Origin of the sequence: Mesorhizobium sp. M0166, from assembly GCF_040322255.1 — a bacterium.
Taxonomy (GTDB): Bacteria; Pseudomonadota; Alphaproteobacteria; order Rhizobiales; family Rhizobiaceae; genus Mesorhizobium.
Map to the genome: position 1 here is coordinate 198,199 of NZ_JAMYTD010000002.1, position 21,707 is coordinate 219,905.

Sequence of the window (21,707 nt, forward strand, 5' to 3'; positions counted from 1 at the left end):
CCTGCCGCCGGTCCGGCTCGGCAGATCCCCGTGCATTATGCCGTTTGATGCATCTTTCTCGAACGGTATAGTGTCAAGCGCTTTCGACAGGGCCAGCGGATGGATGGACGCATGCAGAACTTCGGCTTGACTTGACCGTGGACCATGTCGACTGCATTGTCGCCGGCGCCGGCGTTGTGGGCCTGGCGATCGCGCGAGAGATGGCGCAGCGCGGCATCGATACGCTGATCCTGGAGGCCGAGAGCGCTATCGGCACCGGGACAAGTTCGCGCAATTCCAAGGTCTTCCATGCCGGCCTCCATTATCCGGTTGGATCGCTGAAGGCCCGGTTCTGCGTGGCCGGCCGGGAAAGACTCTATCGCTATTGCGAGGAGCGGGCGATCCCGCATTCGCGCTGCGGCAAGCTCATCGTTGCCACAAGTGCCGAACAGGAGCCGGTGCTCGCCTCAATCCGCGCCAATGCACGCACTTGCGGCGCCGGCGACCTGGTGCCGTTGCGCGAAGCCGAGGCGCATGCGCTGGAGCCCAGCCTTAAGTGTACGGCGGCGTTGCTGTCACCCGCCACCGGGATCATCGACAGCCATGCCCTGATGCTTGCCTTGCTGGCTGATGCCGAGGCGCACGGGGCGGCACTCAGCCTCAACACCCGCGTCGTCTCCGGCCGCATCGAAGCGGGCCGCGTCGTGCTCGAGACGGTGGACGCTGCCGGCGGCGAGCACTTCGAGATCGCCACTCCGCGCTTCGTCAATGCCGCCGGGCTTGGCGCTGCAGCACTTGCCGGTTCGCTTGAAGGGCTCAATCAGCAATTCGTGCCAAAGCTCCATTATGCCAAGGGCAATTATTTTTCGGTGGTCGGCCAGACGCCCTTCTCGCGATTGGTCTATCCGGTGCCCGAACCCGGCGGGCTCGGTGTTCATCTAACGCTCGATCTCGACGGCGTCACCCGCTTCGGGCCGGACGTCGAATGGACCGATCAACTCGACTATCGCGTCGACCCAGCTCGTGGCGAGCGCTTCTACAGCGAGATCCGCAAATACTGGCCGGACCTGACCGACGGCAGCCTGCAGCCCGCTTACAGTGGCATCCGGCCAAAACTGTCCGGTCCCGGTGAGGCCAATGCCGACTTCGTCATCCAGGACGTGGCGGTGCACGGCGTGGATAGCCTGGTCAACCTGTTCGGCATCGAAAGCCCCGGTCTGACCTCCTGCCTGGCGATTGCCGACCATGTCGCGCGGCGCCTCGCGCCGAAGTTGTAGCGTGCGGCGCCCCGCGCCACGATCTGCATTGTATCAGGGCGCATTGCGTGAACTTTCAGACACAAGTCGCCTATGAGGCACATCGCGCACTTGCAGCCCGCTCCGCGCTCTGATTCCCTGCATTCTGGGCTGTCCTGATTCGCACTGCCCGGTTCAAAGTTTTCGCAGTGCGCCCGGGACAAGCTTCCGGCGACCACTCGGCGTATCCAGGGAGAACGGCAATGAACACCGCGGCGAGGCCGGTAATCTCGGAAATGAGGCCCAAGATCACCGTCGTCGGGGTCGGCGGCGGTGGCGGCAACGCCGTCAACAACATGATCGCCGAAGGCCTGCAGGGCGCGGAATTCATCGTCGCCAACACCGATGCCCAGGCCCTTGCCATGTCGAAGGCAACGAGGCTGATCCAGTTGGGCGCTCATATCACCGAAGGTCTGGGCGCCGGGTCCCTGCCCGAGGTCGGCCGTGCCGCGGCCGTGGAATCCATCGACGAGATCATGGATCACCTTGCTGGAACGCATATGTGCTTCGTGACCGCCGGCATGGGAGGCGGAACCGGCACCGGTGCCGCGCCTGTTATAGCGCAGGCGGCGCGGGCAGCCGGAATACTGACCGTCGCCGTCGTTACCAAGCCATTTGTCTTCGAAGGCAGGCGCCGCATGTACGCTGCCGATGAGGGCATCGAGCGCCTGCGCGAAAGCGCCGATACTGTCATCGTCATCCCCAACCAGAACCTGTTCAGAATCGCCGACGCCAGAACCACGTTCGCCGACGCCTTCGCCATGGCCGATCGGGTCCTCTATGCGGGCGTCGGCTGCATTACCGATCTGATCGTGAAGGAAGGCCTGATCAATCTCGACTTCGCCGATGTAAAGTCGGTGATGCGCGACATGGGCCGCGCCATGATGGGGACCGGCGAGGCAGCCGGAGAAGGCCGCGCCAAGAAGGCGGCGGAAGCGGCAATCGCCAACCCGCTGCTAGATGAAGCTTCGATGATGGGCGCCAAGGGCGTCCTTGTCTCGATATCGGGCGGCATGGACATGACGCTGTTCGAGGTCGACGAAGCCGCTACCCGCATCCGCGAGGAGGTCGACAACGATGCCGACATCATCGTCGGCGCCATCTTCGACAAGGCACTCGCCGGAAAATTCAGGGTGTCGGTCGTGGCGACCGGTTTGCGGCGTGGCCTGGAGATTCCCCTGCTGGCGGAACCGGAAGTTCGCATGAACTGAACGCGTATCGCTGCAACTCGCTCAGCCGGCTGCCAGCCTCGCGTCACCAGGGCCGCGCGCCGTCGATGACTTCCATGGCACGTACAGCGAAACGGCCGGCCAGCGGTGCCACATCCGCCGCATCGGCCGCAACCGCGCTGCCGGCAAGCACGCGGTCGGCGATGCCGACGAAGATCACCGCAAAGCGGAACATGGCAAACGCCAGATGGAACCGCTGCAGCGGCGCCGTCGGCACGGCGTGGGCGAAGTAATGATCGAGGAATTCGCGTTGTGTCGGAATCCCGAGCGCTGCCTGATCAAGGCCGAGGATGCCGCCATATTCGTCTGATGAGGAATGCCAGGGCATCGAACAAAAACCGAGATCGGCAAGCGGATGGCCGAGGGTCGATAACTCCCAATCGAGTATGCCGATCACCTCGGGCCGCTCGGGATGGAAGATCAGATTGCCGAGACGGAAATCGCCATGCGCGATCGAGACGTGGCCGTCATCCGGCGGAAGATGTCGCGGCAGCCATTCGGCGACGGCTTCGAGCGCGGCAATGCGTTCGCTCGGCGATTCCCGCAACTGTCTGGTCCAGCGCGCGATCTGTCGTTCAAAGTAATTTCCGGGACGGCCATAATCGCCGAGCCCGACCTCTTCCGGCAGGACGGCGTGCAACTTCGCCAGCGCCTCGGCCATGCCGAAATAAATGCCGCGCCGCTCGTCCCGCGCCAGTCCCGGCAACGAGCCGTCGTGGAACACCCGGCCGCCGAGCCGCTGCATCAGATAGAACGGCGTGCCGAGCGGCTCGTCGCCGTCGTGAAAGAGCACCGGCCGCGGCACCGGCACCTTTGTCGACGCTAGCGCCTCGATCACCCGGTACTCGCGATCGACGGCATGGGCGCCGCGCAGGATCGGTCCCGGGGGTTTCTTGCGCAGCACCATGCGGCGGCCGCCATAGTCGACGAAATAGGTCGGATTGGATTGGCCGCCGACGATCCGCTCAAGCGACATCTGGCCATCGCCAAAATGCGCTCTCAGAAAATCCTCCAGGCGTACTGGATCGAAATCCATCCTCATTGCCGGCTCAGCGGTTCCCGCCGCCACCTGTTTCGTCTTGCGTGCCGGCTTCGACATGCCAGCGCCAGAAGCCTGTACCTTCCTCGTTGAGAAAGCGGTTGAGCACCATCTTGTGGACCTCGTCGGCGCCGTCGACCAGGCGAGCCTGGCGGGCGTAGCGGTAGATCCATTCGAGTACAGTGTCTTTCGAATAGCCGCGGGCGCCGTTGATCTGGATCGCCACGTCGGCGGCGTCATGCAGCACGTTGGCGACCTGGATCTTGGCCATGGAGACCTCCTTGCGGGCAAAGCCGCCGCGGTCGAGTTCCCAGGCCGCCTTCATCACCAGCAGCCGCCCGATCTCGATGCGCATGGAAAGGTCGCCGAGCATCAGCTGGATACTCTCGCGGCCGGCCAAAAGCTGCCCGAAACCGCTGCGCTCGGCGGCATAGGCGCGCGCGATTTCGATGCAGCGCTTGGCAAGACCGAGCCAGCGCATGCAATGGGTGAGCCGCGCCGGACCGAGCCGGACCTGTGTAACCATAAGGCCGCTGCCTTCACCGGCAAGCACGTCCTCGACCGGGACTTCAAGGCCGTCGAATTCCAGCTCGCAATGGCCGCCATGTTCTTCCGGTCCCATGATCTCGATGCGCCGCAGGATCCGCCAACCCGGCTGGTCCTTGTGGAACAGCAAGGCCGAAAGGCCGTGACGCGGATTGTCCGAAGTGCGCGCTATGAGAATGAAATGGCTCGCCTCTTGCGCCCCGGTGATGAACCATTTGCGGCCTTTGACGACGTATCTGTCGCCGCGCCGTTCGGCTCTGGTCGAGATCATCGATGGGTCGGAGCCGCCCCCCGGATGCGGTTCCGTCATTGCAAAAGCCGAGCGCACCTTTCCCTCGACGATCGGCTTCAGCCATCTTTGTTTCTGCTCCGGCGTCCCCAGCCGTTCCAGCACCATCATGTTGCCGTCATCGGGGGCCGCGGAATTGAATACGACCGGACCGAAGATCGAGCGGTTCATCTCTTCATAGCAGACGGCCATATCCACCTTGGAAAGGCCGGCCCCGCCGGTCTCGGGTTTCAGCTGCAGGCACCACAGGCCGGCTGCTTTCGCCTTGCCCCGCAGCGTTTCGAGCAGCGGCAGCGCAATATTGCCATGGCCGTCATAACAAGCCTTGTCTGCCTCGAGCGGCAGGATCTCGCGCTCGACGAAGTCGGCGATCCGGCTGCGGAAGGCCTCGGTGCGGACGGAAATGTCGAAATTCATGGCGCTCACAAGGATGAAACGAGATGCCGCCATCGGCTCAGATGGTCGCGCCGGTAGTGTAACTGCCGTCGTTGACTGGGAGCAACAGCAGTGCGCCGGGCCCTCATTTCGCAGTGCAAAGCCGCCCGGATCGATATGAATCGATGCCTGCGGGCGTGCTACCGATCCCGGTCGTTCCTACGGATTTTGACCCGGCCACTTCTTCGGATTGAAGGTGGGAGAGCGCACTGGCCCAGGCCCGAAGGGGACGCCATTCCTATGCTCAGGCCGCCCGAACGCTGCGCGCTCCACGCGCCCAGGCCGGCAGCCAATCGCCATGCGCAACCAGCAAATCATCGACCAGCGACCATATCTGGTCGAGGTCGAGCTCAGCCGCCGTATGCGGGTCCATCATCGCCGCGTGATAGATGTGCTCGCGGTTCTCGGTCATCAGCGCCTGGACCGTCAGCTCCTGGACGTTGATATTGGTGCGGATCAGCGCGGTGAGCTGCACCGGCAGGTCGCCGATGAACGTGGGTTGAATGCCGGAGGCGTCGACGAGGCATGGTACCTCGGCCGCGCAATTATATGGCAATGACGTGATGCAGCCATTGTTGCGGACGTTGCCGTAGATCACCGACGGCTCGCCGGTCCAGACCGAGTTCATGATCGAGGACGCATATTCCTTCGACTGCTCCACTTCGATCTTGTCAGCCGAGCGATAGGCTTCCGCTTGCCCCTTCCAGCGTTCGATCTGCTCGATGCAGCGCTTCGGGTATTCGTCGAGCGGGATACCAAATTTCTCGATCAGATCTTCGCGCCCGTCCTTGATGAAATAGGGCGTGTATTCCGCGAAATGTTCGGAGCTCTCGGTGACGAAGTAACCGAGGCGCTTCAGCATCTCGTAGCGCACTCTGTTTGGGCAGCGCGGGTTCCACCCCGGCTTCGGCGCCCGCCCTTCGCTGTAGGCGCGCAGCAGATCCGGATAGAGGTTGCGGTAGGAGCCGTCCGGCTGGCGATGCTCGAACTTCAGGTAGAAGGCCATGTGGTTGATGCCGGCCGAGCGGTAGCGAATCTCCTCGTAGGGAATGTCGAGATCATGCGCCAGTTCCATCGCCGTGCCTTGCACCGAATGGCAGAGGCCGACCTGCTTGATATCGGGATATTTCTCCGCGATGGCCCAGGTGTTGATCGCCATCGGGTTGACATATTGCAGCATGATCGCCTGCGGGCAGACGGCGAGCATGTCCTCGCAGATCTTCCAGAGATGCGGCACGGTTCTCAAGCCTCGCATGATGCCGCCGACACCGAGCGTATCGGCGATGGTCTGGCGCAGCCCGTATTTCTTCGGAACTTCGAAATCGGTCACCGTGCAGGGCTCGTAGCCGCCGATCTGGAAGGCGACGACGACGAAATCGGCGCCCGCCAGCGCCTTGCGCTGGTCCGAATAGGTTTCGGCTTTGGCCTTGACGCCAAGCGTCGAGATCAGCTTGCCGACGACGATTGCGCTTTCCTCGAGCCGTTGCGGATTGATGTCCATCAGCGCGATCGTCGAGCCGGATAAAGCCGGACGCTGCAATATGTCGCCGACGATGTTCCTCATGAACACCGTCGAGCCAGCTCCGATGAAAGCGACCTTGGGATTTCTTGCCACAACGACCTCCGGCATAAGCAATCAGGCTACCTCGAAAGCGGCTTTGACCAGCCGTTCGGTGTAAGCGGTTTTGGGATGGGACAGGACTTCGTCGACCGGCCCCTCTTCGACGATCTTGCCGTGCTGCATGACGATGACGCGATGGCACAGCGCCCGCACGACCTTGAGATCGTGCGAGATGAAGATGTAGCTCAGGCCCCGTTCGCGCTGCAGCTTGCGCAGCAATTCGATGATCTGCGCCTGGACCGAGAGATCCAGCGCCGATGTCGGCTCGTCGAGTACGATGAATTCTGGTTCGAGCGCGACGGCGCGGGCAATTGCGATACGCTGGCGCTGGCCGCCGGAAAACTCGTGCGGGAAGCGCGACAGGATATCGCCGGGCATGCCGGCGCTGATCAGCGCCTCGCGCACCCGCTCGATCCGATCGTTCCTGGTGGCGCCGATGCGGTTGACGACCAGCCCTTCCTCGATGATTTGGCCGATCGTCATGCGCGGGTTGAGCGACGAGAACGGATCCTGGAAGACGACCTGCATGCGCGACCGCAACGGCCGCATTTGCGCGCGCGAACAGCCATGGATCGGCTGGCCATCGAAATAGATCTCGCCGCTGTCCGTGGTGTTGAGCCTGAGCAACGCCTCGCCGAAGGTAGTCTTGCCCGATCCGGATTCGCCAACGAGACCCAGCGTCTCGTGCCGCCGAAGGGTCAGGCTGAGGCTGTCGACGGCGACGAGTTCGCGCAGGTCCGGCCTCATGAACGTGCCATGCCGCAGCATGAAAGAGACGCGCACATTCCTAGCTTCAAGAATGACGTCGGCGCCTTCCGGCAACGGATTGGCCTGGCCGCGCGGCTCGGAGGCAAGCAGATGACAGGTGTAGGGATGCTGCGGATCGGCAAACAGCTTCTCCGTCACATTGTGCTCGCGCATCTCGCCATGCTGCATGACGTAGACATAGTCGGAGAACTGCCGCACCACGGTCAGGTCGTGCGTGATCAGGATCACCGCCATGCGCAGTTTCTTCTGCAGGTTGCGGATGAGATTGAGGATCTGCGCCTGAACCGTAACGTCGAGCGCCGTCGTCGGCTCGTCGGCGATCAGCACATCGGGATCGTTGGCCAGCGCCATGGCGATCATCACACGCTGGCGCTGACCGCCGGAAAGCTGGTGCGGGTATTGCTTCAGCCGCGCCTTGGGTTCAGGAATCTGCACCTGTTGCAGCAGCTCGAGCGCTCTTGCTTCGGCCTGCCTGCGGCTCATCTTGCGATGCACCCGTATCGCCTCGACGATCTGGCTGCCGATCGTGTAGATCGGGTTGAGCGAACTCATCGGCTCCTGAAAGATCATCGAGATGCGGTCGCCCCGCAGTTTGCGCCGCGCACGCTCGGAAAATTTCAGGATGTTCGCCCCATTGTATTCGACGGTCGATTTCGGCGACACGACCGCGCGCTTCGACAACAGCCCCATGACGGTGCGCGCCGTCACCGACTTGCCCGATCCGGATTCGCCGACAATGGCGATCGTCTCGCCGCGATAGAGCTGGAAGGAGATGTCCTTGACGGCTTCGACCATGCCGTGCTCGACCTTGAAATCGACGGCAATGTTGCGGGCATCGATGACCGGGTTTTCCGAACGGCCGTCATGGTCGAGCCGGACAGGCGGTGCGAAGGATTTGACGAGCGCGTGTTGCATCATGTCACGCTCAATAAGGATCGACCGCATCGCGAAGTCCATCGCCAAGCGCGTTGAACGCGAAGACGGTGACAAGCACGAAGCCGACCGGTGAGAGGATCCAGGGATAGGTGCCGATGACCGAATAGGTCGCGGTGTCCTGCAGCATCAGGCCCCAGGAGATCAGCGGCGGCTTCACTGCGAAGCCGAGAAAACCGAGGAAGGATTCGAGCAGGACCACGCTGGGGATTGCCAACGTGACCGCAACGATCACGTGGCTCATCACATTTGGAAAAATGTGTTGCATGATGATGCGGCCATCTGTGGCGCCGACCGCCATCGCCGCACGAACGTAGTCGATCCGCGCCAGTGCCAAGGTCTTGCCGCGCACTTCGCGCGACATCTGCGCCCAGCCGAGTGCCGACATGACAACGATTACGAAGGCCAGGAAGACATTCGTCGGCGCCGTCACCGGAACCAGCGAGGTCAGCGCCAGATAAAGCGGCAATTGCGGAAATGCGAGCACCAGTTCGACGAAGCGCTGGACCCAGACATCGAATGTGCCGCCGAAATAGCCCGACACCATGCCGACCGTCGTGCCGATCACGGTGACGATGAAGACCACGGTCAATGCGATCATCAACGAGATGCGCGAACCATAGATCGCACGCGCCAGCACATCGCGGCCGAATTTGTCGGTGCCAAGGAAGTGGACCGGCTGGCCGTCGGTCGAGCCGAAGAAGTGCCGGTTCGCGGGAAGCAGGCCGAGCAGTCTGTACTCCGCTCCCTTGACGAAGAAGCCGAGCAGCCGCGGATGGTCGTAGTCCGGTCCGACGACGGGTTGGAAGGTAACCGGGTCGAGGTCTTCCGAATCCGTCAGGGCATAGACGCGTGGCTGGAAGACGAAGTTGCCGTCCTTGTCATGGAAGCTCATCATCTGCGGCGGGGCAAAGCCGACATCGGTCACCTTGGGATCCATCGGTGCGAAGAAGTCGGCAAAGACCGCCAGCAGCACCAGAAACGCGACCAGGATGAGCCCGGCCATGCCGGTCCAGGACCGTTTCAGGCGGCGCCAGACGAGTGCGATGTAGCTCTCATTGCCGCGCGGCTTGATCTTGGCCGATTCCTCGGCAAGTGGCGGCAGCGAGGGCTCGAACGCAAGCATCTCAGGACCCTGCATATTGGCGTACACGCGGGTCGAGCATGACGAGCAGCATGTCGGCGATGATGTTGCCGACGATCAGCGTTGCCGACAGCACCATCATGAAGGTCGCCGTGACATAGACGTCGCCGACCGCCATCGAGCCAACGATCGCCGGGCCGACGGTCGGCAGGGCAAAGATGATCGCGGTCTCAATCTCGCCGGTCAGCATATAAGGCAGCACCACACCCTGATACATGACCAGCGGATGCAGCGCATTGGGCACGGCATGACGCATGACCACCGCACCGCCGCTGAGGCCCTTGGCGCGAGCGGTTTCGACATATTGCGCGTTCAGCGTGTCGAGCAGATTGCCGCGCATCACCCGCATGTTGTAGGCGAGCCCGCCGAAGGTGGCGATTGCGACAACCGGCCAGACATGCCGGACGAGATCGACGAACTTCGCCCAGGACCACGGCGCCCCCCCAAATTGCGGCGAAAAGAAGCTGCCGATCTCGGAGACGTTGAACTGGAAGACCAGCAGATAGACGATGATCAGCGCCATCAGGAAGCGCGGTACCGTCATTCCGAGAAAGGAAATCGCTGATAGCGTACTGTCGATCCAGCTGTACTGCCGGGTCGCCGCCCAGATACCAAAGCCGATGCCCAGCACCGAAGCCAACAGGTGGCAGACAAGCGCAAGCAGCAGCGTGCGCGGCAGCCGCTCGCCTACCACGTCGGCGACGGGCTTGTTGTAATACAGGCTGTGGCCGAAATCGCCGCGGGTGACGATGCCGGCGATCCAGTTCAGGTATTGGAGCGGAACCGGCTTATCGAGGCCATGCTCCACGCTGTAAGCCTTCGCCTGGGCGTCGGCCTCGGCAAAGGAGGCTCCACCCTGGTTGATAAGCTGCAAGCGAATGTAATCGGCATAGTTACCCGGCGGTGCCTGGATGATCGCGAAGGTAACCACGCTCAAAATGGCGAGAACCGGTATTGCGGATGCTATGCGCATAAGCAGAAATCGCAGCATCGACCGTTCTTCTCCTCGCTCAGGTTCTCAGTTATGCCTCACCGCTGGCTTTGTCCCGGCCGCGCCAGCAGCGCGGCCGGGAATTTTCAAGTCAGGGAGGAAACTCAGTTCGTCGGACCCCTGTCGCCGGGCTTTCCGGGAAGCTGTTCGGGAAACAGTTCATATTTCTGCTGCTTGTCGGCAGCAACAAAGACCCGCTCGCGGACGATCGAATCCTCGGCCCAGTTGAACATGAAGATCGGCGTGCCCTGCGGAATGTTCGAAAAGCGCTTGTTGATGATCAGAGCGCCGGGATATTCGGTCAGACCGACATTGTAGACGTGCTCGGTCGAGATCTTCTGGAACTGTTTCATCAGGCTGGCGCGCTGGTCATTGTCTGACGAGGAAACAAACTTGTTGACGATGTCGACAAGGTCCTTCTCGAACGGCATCAGATCGACCTGGCCGTTTTCCGGAGCGCGGTGGTTCCAGCTAGTGCGTGGGCCGACCGGCGCCAGTTGCTCGGTGTTCTGCACGACCGAGGTGAGCTCTGTTTCGTTGCGCCTTATCAGCCAGTCGAAGCGACCGGAGTAATTGGCCTGATCGCGCTGGGTACCGTTCAACCCGTTCAGGACAACGCGAATACCTAACTTCTCCATCTGACCGACGACGCCCTCCGCGAGGCTCTTGTCGGTGGTGTAGTCGTTGTTGACCAGCATCACGATCTCGACATTCTTGCCGCCGGCGGTGCCGGCAGGAAAATTGACGAAGCCGTCGCCGTCCGTGTCCTTCAGGCCTGCCTTGGCGAGTTCCGCCTTGGCGCCTTCGAGATCGAAGGGGTAGTAGACCGTCGACTTCCGGTCGTAGAAGCTCGTGCCCGAGGAGAAGCCGCCTGGATAGATGGCAGTGAACGGACCCTTGACCAGCGAGTCGCCGAGCGCCTTGCGGTCGAGCGCCATGGTGACGCCCTTGCGGAAATCCTCGTTGCGGTTCAGCTCGCGTATCGCCTGTCCGCGCTCGTCGGGGTTGCCCCAGCCATTGGCCGAGAAATTCATGCGCAGATTATAGCCGATCAACCGCGGGCCGAAGGCAAGCCGTGCCGGTGCGTCCTTTTGCGCCGCGCGCTTCAGCGAGGCGACGAAGTTCTCCGGCTGCTCCAGATTGGAGAAGTCGCCCGCCCCCGAGACCGCCTGAACGTCGCGATCGGCCCAGGTCGACAATTTGTAGTGCAGTTCATTGAGATACGGCAGCTGGTTGCCCTTCTCGTCGACCTTCCAATAGTACGGATTGCGCCGCAGGACGATGATGTCGTCGGGGCGGTATGCCACCGGCACCCAGGCACCCATCACCGGCATGTTCATATATTCCGGCGGGAAGGCGTTCTTGAACTGCTCGTAGGTGTTCTTCGAATATTTCGGATGCTGCGGCTTAAGGATATGCGACGGGCCGGGGCAAAAGGTGCCGTAAGCCATGGCGTAGAGATATTGCTTCGGAAAGGCGTCCTTGAAGGTCCACTCGACGGTGTAGTCGTCGATTTTCTTCAACATCGTGCCGACGCCGAAGGTCTCCTGCGTCGCGCCGTTCAGCGGCGAGACATTAGGGTCGATCACCTCGTCGTCCCAGTAGAACATCACATCGTCGGCGTTGAACGGAACGCCGTCAGACCATTTCGCGCCCTCGACCAGATGCATCGTCAGCGTGTGGCCGTCCTTCGACCAGTCCCAGCTCTTGGCGAGGTTAGGCAGCGGCTCCGTGTCCTTGGCCTCGACCTGGAAAAGCGGTGCGGTGCGCGTCAGGCATTCGGAAAGGCCGATGTCGATGCCGCCCCAGCCTTGCGTCTGGCCCGCGCCGTAGTTCCAGCCCTCCGGCCGGCCGCCGATGACATGGCGCATCGTATCGCCGTAGACGCCGACGCCGTCCGGCATGTTGCCGGTCTTGAAGACCAGCGGCTCCTTCGGCAGCCGGTCCTTGACCGGCGGCAGCTTGCCTGCCTTGACGTATTTGTCGGTAACCCAATCGGGCTCGTGGTATTCCGGAAGTGCCTTGAACTCCAGGATCGAGTCGCGCGCGACGTATTTGATCTTTCCCTCGGCGGGAAATTGCGCAGGCACCGGCGGCACGGTCGGCTCGGATGCATACGCGTTCAGCGCCGAGGCTGAGACGCTAAGCGCCAGCCCGGCGAGAATGCCAATGTTTCGAAAATTCCTCATCGTCTCTCCTCCCTGTTGTTCAGGAGCGCGTTGACGCTGCTCCATCTCTCCTCGAACAATGTACAGACGGGTGCGGAAAATCCTCCCGAAAGCTCGCCGCGATCCGTCCAGGCGACATTCAGACGGCCTGCTTGAGAGCCGTTTTTTCCGCACGTAGCTCCTCGATCGAACGGACGTCGCGCCGTGCCGCACCGGCCCATTCGCGGGTCTTGACCCTGGATTTCGAAAGCCGTTCCTTCGCGGCCGGCACCGCATCGGCATATTGCGGCAGCCAGCGAGCCTGGGCGACGACCATCTCGTCCACCATTTGCCAAACCTCTTCCGGCGTCGAAACCGCGCCGACCAGCGGGTCGTGCAGGACCGCGAGCTTAAGCAGGTCGATATCGCCGGAGATTGCCGCATGAACCGACATGCGCTGGACGTTGATCGAGGAAATGCAAGTGGCAGCGCAGGCCTCCGGCAGCGTAATGCCGGCCGCCATGTTGATACCGAAGCGATCGACGAAGCCGGGCGACTCGATGATCGCGTCCTGCGGCAGGTTGGTGATGATGCCGTTGTTCTTGACGTTGAAATGGCCGCGATAAACGCGGTTCGTCTCAAGCGCTTCGAGAATGTGGCTGGCATGCTCGTTGGAGCGCTTGGCGGGATCGATCGGCCTGGCGGCGGATTCCAGAAATTGCGGGAATTCCGTTTCGAACCAGTTGCGCGTTTCGGTCGAATAACGAAGGTAGCCGCCGGTCTCGCCGTGGATCCAGTCGGACATGTCGATCCAGCGGGTGATTTCGTCCGGCCGCTTGCGATACCAGGGCAGGTATTCGGAAAGGTGGCCGTTGCTTTCAGTCGAATAGACGCCGAAGCGCTTCAGGACGTCGATGCGCAGCTTTTCCTGCTGCGAATAGACCGGATGCGCCTCGAAGGCGGCAACCAGCTCGTCCTTGCCGATCTTGCGGCCGTTGAGACGCAGGTCGATGAACCAGGTCTGGTGATTGATGCCGGAGCAGACGTAGTCGAGCTCGGTGCGCGACTTGGCGCCGAGCACTTCGGCAATCTGGTCGGCGCCATGCTGGACGCCGTGGCAGAGGCCGACGGTATCGACCCTGCCATATTCGATCGCCGCCCAGGTGTTCATGGCCATCGGATTGGCGTAGTTCAGGAATTTCACCCCAGGCTCGGCGACTTCGAGGATATCCTTGCAGAAATCGAGGATCACCGGAATGTTGCGCTGGCCATAGAGGATGCCGCCGGCGCAGATCGTGTCGCCGACGCACTGGTCGATGCCATACTTCAACGGAATGCGGATGTCGTCCGCATAGGCTTCGAGACCGCCGACGCGAACGCAGCTGATGATGTAGCGGGCACCCTCGAGGGCAGCACGGCGGTCGGTCGTTGCCGTAACCTTGGTCGGCAGCCTGTTGAATTCGACGACCCTGTCGAGGATCGACTTGATCATCTGGAGGTTGCGCTCGCTGAGATCGGTCAATGCGAATTCAACATCCCTGAATTCAGGAACGCACAAAATGTCGGTGAAGAGCTTCTTGGTGAACCCGACGCTTCCCGCACCGATGATAGCGATCTTGAAACTCATCAGTCCTCACCTCGACCTGATCAAACGCTAGGGCAAAGGCGGCGAAAAGAAGCCTGGCCCGCCTGCCACGCTATGCAGGCTGGAATCCGGCACTTCCTCCCATCCGCTCTTTGACCGCGGTTTCTTTTGCTTTTCTCGAGGGATTATGCGCCTTATTCGGCACGCGACCAGAGAAGGATTATGCTTTTAGGGGTAATTTTGTGCTGCGGAACTTGATCGACATCGGCCCGGCGGGCAGGACGGTATCCCTGCCGCGCGGGCGCCAGCGCCTACACACCATGCCGACAAGCACCGGCTATGAAGTGCGCGAGAACGAGGTCTACGACTGGGATGGGCGCAAGCGCGGCCAGACGCCGTTTACCGTGCTCCAGCATTCGATCAGCGGCACCGGCCGATTGCGCTACGAGAACCGGAACTACCGCCTGCAAAAGGGCGACACTTTGCTGGTTCTCGTGCCGCACAACCACCGTTACTGGCTGGCCAGGGGCGAGCGCTGGGAGTTCTTCTGGATATCGATGAACGGCGAGGAGGCACTGCGCATCCACAAGTCGATCCTTGCTGCCGTCGGTCCGGTACTGCGGCTGCAGCCCTCGACGATCGATCATCTCGCCGATTGCAGCGTGCGCCTGATCACGGGCGCGGTCTCGCCGGGAGCCGCCTCGGCAGTCGCCTATGAAGCAGCCATGGCGCTCTACGACGATGTCTTCGGCTCGCATGCCGTCACCGACGACAAGAGCGCCATGCAGCCGGTCATCGATCACATCAAGGCCAATCTCGACAGGCCGCTCCGCGTTGCCGATCTCGCCGAGATCAGCGGCCTGAGCCGCGCGCATTTCTCGCGCTGCTTCGCCGAGAGCGAGGGACTTCCGCCCGCCGAATTCGTGCTGCAGCAGCGACTGCAGCGCGCGGCGAAGTTGCTGACGAAGGCCGATTTCCTGCCGGTCAAGGAAGTCGCCATCATGTGCGGCTTCGAGGATGCCAATTATTTTTCGAAGGTCTTCCGCCGCCTCTACGGCATCAACCCGACGCAGTTCCGCACTAACGGAATGTATGCCAGCCTGGGAACCGCCCGATAGCCCGATGGATTGGCACCGCGCTTGGCATCGGGTGCGGGAACGCTTTTGCTCCCCCTTGGTTTAGCACAAGAGAGCCTTGATCGCCGCTGCGGCAACCCAGTCTTGGCGGAGATCAGTCACAGATGTCAGGGGAGTGATCGATGAACAATCCCGATCCGAACAACCCGAATCCACTGCCGGACAATCCCAATCCTGAGCCGGCCCGGCCGCCTGCCCCGCCGGAGACGCCGCCGGGAGAACCTCCAGGCGTACCCCCTCCCTCGCCGGATCCAATTCCAACGCCGGACCAGGAGCCGATCGGAGTTCCTCCTGGCACGCCTTCCGAAATTCCTTCGGAACCGACCTTTCCCGGGCCGACCGCCTGAAGGGGCGGTCGGGTGGAAGATGGCAAGGGTGATTCCGGCGAAGCGCTCGAAACGGGTCCTGCCATGGAACGTTTTGCGCTGGCGCTCATTCACCCTTCCATCACGGAATTCGGCGGCGGGCCTGCAACCAGCGGAGGTCAAAATGAAAGTTGGCAACTGCATGACAAAGGACGTCGAGATCGCCAATCCGCAGCAAACCCTGCGCGATGCGGCAGAAATGATGGGGCGCCTCGACGCCGGCGCGATGCCGGTGGGCGAGAACGACCGGCTTGTCGGCATGGTAACCGATCGCGACATCGCAATCCGTGGCGTCGCCCAAGGCAAGACACCTGACGCCAAGGTACGGGAAGTGATGAGCACCGAGGTCAGGTATTGCTTCGAAGACGAAGACGCGGAGGATGTTCTGCGCAACATGGCTGACCTGAAAGTGCGCCGGTTGCCGGTGCTAAACCGCGACAAGCGCCTCGTCGGCATCGTTTCGCTGGGCGACCTCGCCACCAACAGCGAGACGGCGACAGCAGGTGAAGCGCTAAGCGGCATCTCGCAACCCGGCGGCGAGCATTCGCAAACGATACACTGACCGCGCAACCCCGGCCGGCCTTTGCTACGACCGAACCGCCGGCTGGATAGACGCCGGCCTGCCGGCGAAACTGTTCAGAGGCAAACTGGACTGCAACCCGACGAGGAGCGAGCCATGATTACTATGAAGGCCGTCCGTATCCACGATTTTGGCGGACCGGAGGTTCTTTCGCTGGATGCGGTTCCGTTGCCTCAGCCGCATGACGACGAGGTCACGCTCAAGGTCTACGCGGCAAGCGTCAATCCCGTCGACTACAAGGTTCGCGAGGGATCTTCGGGCGCGGATCTGCCCGTCACGCTCGGCCGCGACGTATCCGGCGTGGTGGAACTGTGCGGCACGCGGGCCCATACGCTGAAGAAGGGCGATCCGCTATATGCCATGCTCGGCAACGACCGCGGCGGCAACGCCGAATATGTCGTCGTCAAGGCAACGGAGGCGGCGGCGAAGCCGCAACGCTTAAGCCACACAGAAGCGGCCGCCGTGCCGCTTGCGGGCCTTACCGCGTGGCAAGGCCTGTTCGATCACGGCGGCCTCAAATCCGGGCACCGGGTCCTCATCCATGGCGGCGCCGGCGGCGTCGGTCATCTGGCGGTGCAGTTTGCAAAGGCCGCGGGCGCCTTCGTCGCGACGACCGTTTCCGCGCAGGATTTCAATTTCGTCCGCGCGCTTGGCGCCGACCAGGCGGTCGATTACAAGAACCAGCGCTTCGAGGAAGTTGTCGAGGACGTCGACCTCGTCTTCGACCTGGTAGGGGGTGAAACACAGGACCGCTCGTGGGACGTGCTCAAGCCTGGCGGGACGCTCGTCTCAACGCTTTCCGAACCATCAGCGGAGAAGGCCCGCCTGCATCGGGCTCGCGGCGTTTCCTATTTGACCAAGCCGAACGCGGCGCAGCTTGCCGAAATCAGCCGCCTCATCGACGCCGGGAAGGTCAGGCCGTTCGTGCAGGCAATCTATCCTCTCGAGGAAGTCGCCAAGGCCGAGGAACGGCTCGAAAAGCAGCACACGCGCGGCAAGATCGTGCTTCAGGTAGCCGCCTGAGCACTCGCCGAACAACAGGCCGCAGGCCAGTTTGCGGAGTGCTCGGACACAGGCCGTTTTCTGCAGCCCAGAAGCCCGGCGGCCGAGAGTTTGACACAGGACGGCGCGCCGGGCCTGGCCGGCTTACACGGGTGCCGGCTGAAGCAGCATGCGCCGGGTTTGCCGGGATGCGCAAATCAAACAAATCAAGGAGATGCAACGGATTGTGAGGCACGTCGCGACGACATCGTCGCACGCGCCGCCGTCAGTTAACTGCGAAGCGCAGGGCACAGCGTTTGCCGACAGGCGGGCTAGGTTTCTACCGGCCGCAAGCCGCAAAAAACCCCTTCAAACCGTCGGACACCGGCGATAGGTTCGAACCATGTCTCAATCCGCTAGTCCGATCTCCATTGCCCGTCACGATCAGATGTTTCCAGCGCTGGCTGAGGCGGACCTGGACCGCATGGGCCGTTTCGGCGAAGCCGTGTCCTATGCCACAGGCGAACGGATCGTCAAAGCCGGCGAGCTGGCACCCGGTCTGATCGTGGTCCTGTCCGGCAAGGTGGATATTATCCAGGGCGGCAGCTTCGGCCGGCGCGAAACAATCGTCACGCATGGTGCGGGCAATTTCGTCGGCGAGTTGGCGCAGCTTTCAGCCCGGCCCTCACTAGTGGATGTGGAGGCGATCGAGCCGGTCGAGGCGCTCGTCATCCCCTCACAAAGGCTGCGGGACCTGATGGTACAGGAAGCAAACCTCGGCGAGCGCATCATGCGGGCGCTGATCCTGCGCCGTGTCGGCCTGCTCGAGAGCGGCACAGCCGGACCGATCATTGTCGGACCGGTCGACAGCGGCGACGTGTTGCGGCTGCAAGGTTTTCTGGCCCGCAGCGGTCAGCCGCACCGGGTTCTCGATTCGGCTGCCGATCCCTGCGCCAGGACGCTGATCGAACGCTTCCATGTCGATATCCACCATTTGCCGATCGTGCTCTGTCCGAACGGCAAGCTGCTGCTCAATCCCGGAGAGAACGAGCTTGCCCGCTGCATCGGCCTGGTGAGGCCGATCGACTCCAGCAAGCTGTACGACGTAGCCATTGTCGGCGCCGGACCGGCCGGCCTTGCGGCGGCCGTCTATGCGGCTTCCGAAGGGTTGTCGACGATCGTGCTCGATTGCCGTGCCTTTGGCGGACAGGCGGGCGCCTCCTCGCGCATCGAGAACTATCTCGGTTTCCCGACCGGCATTTCGGGGATGGCGCTGATGGCGCGCGCCTACAATCAGGCGCAGAAATTCGGCGTCGAGATGGTGATACCGGACGAGGCGAAGCTGCTGGGCAGTGCAAGCGACACGTCCGGCGCCCATTACACGCTCGCTGTCGGCAGCGGGGAGACCGTGCGGGCACGGTCGGTGGTGATCGCCAGCGGAGCGCGCTATCGCCGGCTTGACATGGCAAACCTGGCGCAATTCGAGGGAACCTCCGTGCATTACTGGGCTTCGCCGATCGAAGCGCGGCTTTGCGCCGGACAAGATGTGGCCCTGGTCGGCGCCGGCAATTCGGCTGGCCAGGCTGCCGTCTACCTGGCGGCGCATGTGAAGAAGGTATGGCTGCTGGCGCGCGGCAGCAGCCTGGATACGAGCATGTCGCGTTATCTGGTGGAGCGCGTCAGGGCACAGCCGAACATCGAAGTGCTGGCTGAGACGCAGATCACGGCGCTGGAAGGCGACGACGGCAATCTTGGCAAAGTGCGCTGGCGCAACCGCGACACCGAGACTTCGCGTCCAATCCGCCACCTCTTCCTGTTCATCGGTGCCGACCCCAACACCGATTGGCTGGCGCAATGCGGCGTGGCGTTGGACGCGAAGGGCTTCGTTCGCACGGGTCCGGATATTGGCCAGGAACGTGGTGCGCTGGAGACGAACCGCGGCGGGGTGTTCGCGATCGGCGACGTGCGCTCGGGCTCGATCAAGCGCGTCGCGGCTGCTGTCGGTGAAGGCGCCCAGGTGGTTGCGGCGCTGCATGCATATCTCGCGCGAAACGGCAGTCTCGCCGTGGCGCCACAACTGATCAGGAGCGTATGATGGCAGACGAATGCAGGCACGTCGGGGATATTCGCGACGTGACCCCGAGCGCGCTCGGTTGCGAGGAATGCCTGAAGAGCGGTTCGCAGTGGGTGCATCTGCGGCTCTGCCGCACATGCGGCCATGTCGGCTGCTGCGACGACTCGCCCAACCGCCATGCCACCAAGCATTTTCGGGCAACCGGCCATCCTGTCATCGAAGGCTACGATCCGCCGGAAGGCTGGGGGTGGTGCTACATCGACGAGATCTTCCTCGACCTCGGCGACCGCACCACGCCGCAAAACGGTCCGATACCGGGCTTCATTTGAGCTTTTTGCGAGCGGGCCGCTAATCCAAGGCTGCTTCGGCTTGAGTGGGCGTACCACGTCCCTCTGGTGCTGCCGATGAACGCTCGCGCATGTGCCTGACGGTCTGAAGGACACGATCGGCAAGAGATGCAAGCACACCCTGTGCCGTGCGCGTCCCGATGACGGATTCCAGCGTAACCGCCTGCGTCGAGAATTTGTGTTTGAACGACTCTGCGCCACAGAGGAAATCGACAGTGCTCAAGCCGTGATCGATTGACCACTTCACGTAATCCATCAACAGGATCACACCCGGCGACGCCCGGCCGAAATCCGGATCGAACGTCGTCACGAAGGCCATCATCACGTCGTGCTGAACGAAGTTGATCGACACAGCGACCATCACGCCATTGCATTCGAGGACGAAGATATGCAGCACGCCGGCGCGCGCCAGCGCATCGACGAGCGCGGCGAGTACCGGCACGCCCTCTTCGAAGAGGTCTGACTCACGCATGCGCTCGGTCAGCCATTTCCGCTTCAAGGCCGCGAGGCGTTCCAGTACCGGTTGCAGCGGCTCGTCGGGCGCAAGCAGGCGAAATCTCACCTCTCCGGTTTCTTCCAGCGCTTTGATGCCGCGCCGATAGTTCTGGCGCGTCTTTTTCGACTGGTCCGCCAACCATGCCGCTCCGCTTTCCCATTGTCCGGCAACGCGATAGCTGACTTCCGTTCGGTGAAAGTGACGGAGCCTGATGCCGGCGGAAGCTCCCGGCGTGAAAATTTTGCGGGCCGCCGCATCCGGCGAGAGACGACTGATCAAGGCCAGATCGAAGCCACCTGCATCGCAGAGTTGGGTCCATAGCTCCTGCAGCGCCGACAACGAGCATTCCGGAGCGACGAGAATATCCCCATAGTCGGTATAGCTGCCGGCCGCCCATTCGAGAAACCGCAGCCCCCTGCGCCTGCCGATCGCCAGCGGAACGACAGCGACGAGTCTCTCGCCCTTCCAGACCAGGCCGATCCGCAACGCGCGCTGGTCACGGCGTTGTACGGTACTCCACCATGCCGAAATCCAGGGATGGCTTTGAAAGATCAGCCCGTCGGTACGATGCCAAAGCTCCATCCAAGCGGCTTCGACCGCAGCCAGGCGATCCGCCGAACGGACGATTTCCAGGCGCTCCGCGCCTAGGACGTCGATGGAAACAGCGGTGTTCATGAAGGAGAACTGTCCTGTGGCTGCGCGACCACATTGGGCCGTCTGTGAAACAGTCGCATGACATGCCTTGCCATCTTCTTGAGCGGCAGGATGTAGAGCCCAAAGAGCGACTGGTAATCGCGCACATCGCGATCGACCAGGCCAAATTTCAGGTCTTCATCCGGCTCCGGGACAAATTGCGTTCCGAACAGACGATCCCAGAACGAAAAAAGCAGGCCGAAATTCTTATCGTAGTGACGCGGGTCGATGCTGTGATGCACCTGGTGCCAGTGCGGACACAGGATGATGTTGTTCAACGGGCCGAACGATATTTTGAGATGCGTATGGCGAACAAAGTCCATCATCAGGATGTTGCGGATGACGTAGACGTTGATGCCGAAGATAGCGACCTCTACCGGATGGAGTGCGATCAGGCTCCAGATACCGAAGCAGATGCCCGGGATGACGCCATCCCACATACGGTTCATCAGATCGTCCAGCGGATGAACCCGGTCCTTGGTGATCCCCACCATCACTTCGGCCGAATGATGTACCTTGTGCAATTCCCACAGGAACGGGAAACGGTGCTGGGCGACGTGGTAGAGGTAGTATGAAATATCATAGGCGACCAACATGGTTGCGGTGAAGATGACGATCGTCACTGGTCCCGCCGGGCCGCCTAGAAGCGGCGCGTGGATGTTAAGGAACCAGCCAATTGCCTCGCGTGTGCCATAGCCCACCGCGACGACGAAGGTGACGCCGGCAGGAATAAGCAGGAAAGGCATTATCGCCCGTTTCGTGATCCAGAACAGGGCGTCGGCTCGCGCCGACGGGTGCAGGATGACTTCCTGTGGGAAGGCGAAGTCGAAAAAGTCCCTGAGGGACTTATGTTCGGCAGTTCGCCAGTAGGCGATCACCGCGCTGCCCAGAGCGGTGAGGAGAAGCAGGCCGAGCGTGGTCAGATTGACGTTCGAAAGCTTTTCCACAATCGCTCGGGCAAATTCGGGAAACATCGTTGCAGCGGCTCCTGGTCGTAAGAAGGCAGTCTGGGGTCGCAAGAAGGCGATCTGGCG

General features: G+C 62.1%; 17 protein-coding genes. 7 read left to right on the forward strand and 10 right to left on the reverse strand.

Annotated elements, in window-relative coordinates:
- Nucleotides 1-137 precede the first annotated feature (137 nt).
- Both NKJ46_RS03375 and ftsZ read left to right on the forward strand, forming a co-directional pair.
- Nucleotides 138-1,256, forward strand: coding sequence for an NAD(P)/FAD-dependent oxidoreductase (locus tag NKJ46_RS03375; protein ID WP_352661875.1), 1,119 nt, complete (start codon nucleotides 138-140; stop codon nucleotides 1,254-1,256).
- A 221-nt stretch (nucleotides 1,257-1,477) separates the two neighbouring features.
- A complete protein-coding gene (ftsZ, locus tag NKJ46_RS03380) occupies nucleotides 1,478-2,485 on the forward strand; it encodes a cell division protein FtsZ (RefSeq protein WP_352489868.1) in 1,008 nt (335 codons plus the stop codon).
- Nucleotides 2,486-2,528: 43 nt separating this feature from the next.
- Here the strand turns inward: ftsZ and NKJ46_RS03385 are convergent, their stop codons facing one another.
- The 8 genes from NKJ46_RS03385 to NKJ46_RS03420 all read right to left on the reverse strand — a co-directional run bounded on the left by NKJ46_RS03385 (nucleotide 2,529) and on the right by NKJ46_RS03420 (nucleotide 14,043).
- On the reverse strand, nucleotides 2,529-3,545 hold the full coding sequence (locus tag NKJ46_RS03385) for a phosphotransferase family protein (protein WP_352662377.1): 1,017 nt from the start codon (nucleotides 3,543-3,545) through the stop codon (nucleotides 2,529-2,531).
- 7 nt (nucleotides 3,546-3,552) lie between these two features.
- Entirely contained in the window at nucleotides 3,553-4,794 is a 1,242-nt protein-coding gene (locus NKJ46_RS03390; RefSeq protein ID WP_352662380.1) for an acyl-CoA dehydrogenase family protein, read from the reverse strand.
- A gap of 262 nt (nucleotides 4,795-5,056) precedes the next feature.
- Nucleotides 5,057-6,427: an alpha-glucosidase/alpha-galactosidase gene (locus NKJ46_RS03395; RefSeq protein WP_352661878.1), complete on the reverse strand. Its 1,371-nt coding sequence runs from the start codon at nucleotides 6,425-6,427 to the stop codon at nucleotides 5,057-5,059.
- Between the two features lie 21 nt (nucleotides 6,428-6,448).
- Nucleotides 6,449-8,116, reverse strand: a complete 1,668-nt coding sequence (locus NKJ46_RS03400) for an ABC transporter ATP-binding protein (protein WP_352662383.1) — start codon at nucleotides 8,114-8,116, stop codon at nucleotides 6,449-6,451.
- 10 nt (nucleotides 8,117-8,126) lie between these two features.
- A complete protein-coding gene (locus NKJ46_RS03405; protein ID WP_352661881.1) occupies nucleotides 8,127-9,260 on the reverse strand; it encodes an ABC transporter permease in 1,134 nt (377 codons plus the stop codon).
- Nucleotide 9,261: 1 nt separating this feature from the next.
- Complete coding sequence (locus NKJ46_RS03410) at nucleotides 9,262-10,269, reverse strand: ABC transporter permease (RefSeq protein ID WP_352661884.1); 1,008 nt, start codon at nucleotides 10,267-10,269, stop codon at nucleotides 9,262-9,264.
- 104 nt (nucleotides 10,270-10,373) lie between these two features.
- Entirely contained in the window at nucleotides 10,374-12,458 is a 2,085-nt protein-coding gene (locus tag NKJ46_RS03415) for an ABC transporter substrate-binding protein (protein ID WP_352661887.1), read from the reverse strand.
- A 118-nt stretch (nucleotides 12,459-12,576) separates the two neighbouring features.
- A complete protein-coding gene (locus NKJ46_RS03420; RefSeq protein WP_352661890.1) occupies nucleotides 12,577-14,043 on the reverse strand; it encodes an alpha-glucosidase/alpha-galactosidase in 1,467 nt (488 codons plus the stop codon).
- Nucleotides 14,044-14,243: 200 nt separating this feature from the next.
- Between NKJ46_RS03420 and NKJ46_RS03425 the strand changes: the two genes are divergently transcribed.
- The 5 genes from NKJ46_RS03425 (at nucleotide 14,244) to NKJ46_RS03445 (ending at nucleotide 19,466) form a co-directional block, all read left to right on the forward strand.
- Entirely contained in the window at nucleotides 14,244-15,119 is an 876-nt protein-coding gene (locus NKJ46_RS03425; protein ID WP_502903354.1) for an AraC family ligand binding domain-containing protein, read from the forward strand.
- 507 nt (nucleotides 15,120-15,626) lie between these two features.
- The gene (locus NKJ46_RS03430; protein ID WP_352662389.1) at nucleotides 15,627-16,064 is read left to right on the forward strand and encodes a CBS domain-containing protein; all 438 of its coding nucleotides are present in this window, start codon (nucleotides 15,627-15,629) and stop codon (nucleotides 16,062-16,064) included.
- Between the two features lie 114 nt (nucleotides 16,065-16,178).
- A complete protein-coding gene (locus NKJ46_RS03435) occupies nucleotides 16,179-17,105 on the forward strand; it encodes an NADP-dependent oxidoreductase (RefSeq protein ID WP_352661893.1) in 927 nt (308 codons plus the stop codon).
- Between the two features lie 361 nt (nucleotides 17,106-17,466).
- Entirely contained in the window at nucleotides 17,467-19,158 is a 1,692-nt protein-coding gene (locus tag NKJ46_RS03440; protein WP_352661896.1) for an FAD-dependent oxidoreductase, read from the forward strand.
- Nucleotides 19,155-19,466: a UBP-type zinc finger domain-containing protein gene (locus NKJ46_RS03445; protein ID WP_352661899.1), complete on the forward strand. Its 312-nt coding sequence runs from the start codon at nucleotides 19,155-19,157 to the stop codon at nucleotides 19,464-19,466. The genes NKJ46_RS03440 and NKJ46_RS03445 overlap by 4 nt, the downstream gene beginning before the upstream one ends.
- A 19-nt stretch (nucleotides 19,467-19,485) precedes the next feature.
- Here the strand turns inward: NKJ46_RS03445 and NKJ46_RS03450 are convergent, their stop codons facing one another.
- Nucleotides 19,486-20,655 (reverse strand): GNAT family N-acetyltransferase, encoded by a 1,170-nt coding sequence (locus tag NKJ46_RS03450; protein ID WP_352661902.1) that lies wholly within the window; start codon nucleotides 20,653-20,655, stop codon nucleotides 19,486-19,488.
- Nucleotides 20,652-21,647: a sterol desaturase family protein gene (locus NKJ46_RS03455; RefSeq protein ID WP_352661905.1), complete on the reverse strand. Its 996-nt coding sequence runs from the start codon at nucleotides 21,645-21,647 to the stop codon at nucleotides 20,652-20,654. Before NKJ46_RS03455 ends, NKJ46_RS03450 begins: the two co-directional genes overlap by 4 nt.
- Nucleotides 21,648-21,707 lie beyond the last annotated feature (60 nt).

Coding starts and splice junctions, on each gene's coding strand:
- NKJ46_RS03455 (WP_352661905.1), bottom strand. CDS start 21,647: ATGTTTCCCGAATTTGCCCGAGCGATTGTGGAAAAGCTTTCGAACGTC.
- NKJ46_RS03435 (WP_352661893.1), top strand. CDS start 16,179: ATGATTACTATGAAGGCCGTCCGTATCCACGATTTTGGCGGACCGGAG.
- NKJ46_RS03385 (WP_352662377.1), bottom strand. CDS start 3,545: ATGAGGATGGATTTCGATCCAGTACGCCTGGAGGATTTTCTGAGAGCG.
- NKJ46_RS03420 (WP_352661890.1), bottom strand. CDS start 14,043: ATGAGTTTCAAGATCGCTATCATCGGTGCGGGAAGCGTCGGGTTCACC.
- NKJ46_RS03415 (WP_352661887.1), bottom strand. CDS start 12,458: ATGAGGAATTTTCGAAACATTGGCATTCTCGCCGGGCTGGCGCTTAGC.
- NKJ46_RS03430 (WP_352662389.1), top strand. CDS start 15,627: ATGAAAGTTGGCAACTGCATGACAAAGGACGTCGAGATCGCCAATCCG.
- ftsZ (WP_352489868.1), top strand. CDS start 1,478: ATGAACACCGCGGCGAGGCCGGTAATCTCGGAAATGAGGCCCAAGATC.
- NKJ46_RS03410 (WP_352661884.1), bottom strand. CDS start 10,269: ATGCTGCGATTTCTGCTTATGCGCATAGCATCCGCAATACCGGTTCTC.
- NKJ46_RS03440 (WP_352661896.1), top strand. CDS start 17,467: ATGTCTCAATCCGCTAGTCCGATCTCCATTGCCCGTCACGATCAGATG.
- NKJ46_RS03450 (WP_352661902.1), bottom strand. CDS start 20,655: ATGAACACCGCTGTTTCCATCGACGTCCTAGGCGCGGAGCGCCTGGAA.
- NKJ46_RS03405 (WP_352661881.1), bottom strand. CDS start 9,260: ATGCTTGCGTTCGAGCCCTCGCTGCCGCCACTTGCCGAGGAATCGGCC.
- NKJ46_RS03400 (WP_352662383.1), bottom strand. CDS start 8,116: ATGCAACACGCGCTCGTCAAATCCTTCGCACCGCCTGTCCGGCTCGAC.
- NKJ46_RS03445 (WP_352661899.1), top strand. CDS start 19,155: ATGATGGCAGACGAATGCAGGCACGTCGGGGATATTCGCGACGTGACC.
- NKJ46_RS03390 (WP_352662380.1), bottom strand. CDS start 4,794: ATGAATTTCGACATTTCCGTCCGCACCGAGGCCTTCCGCAGCCGGATC.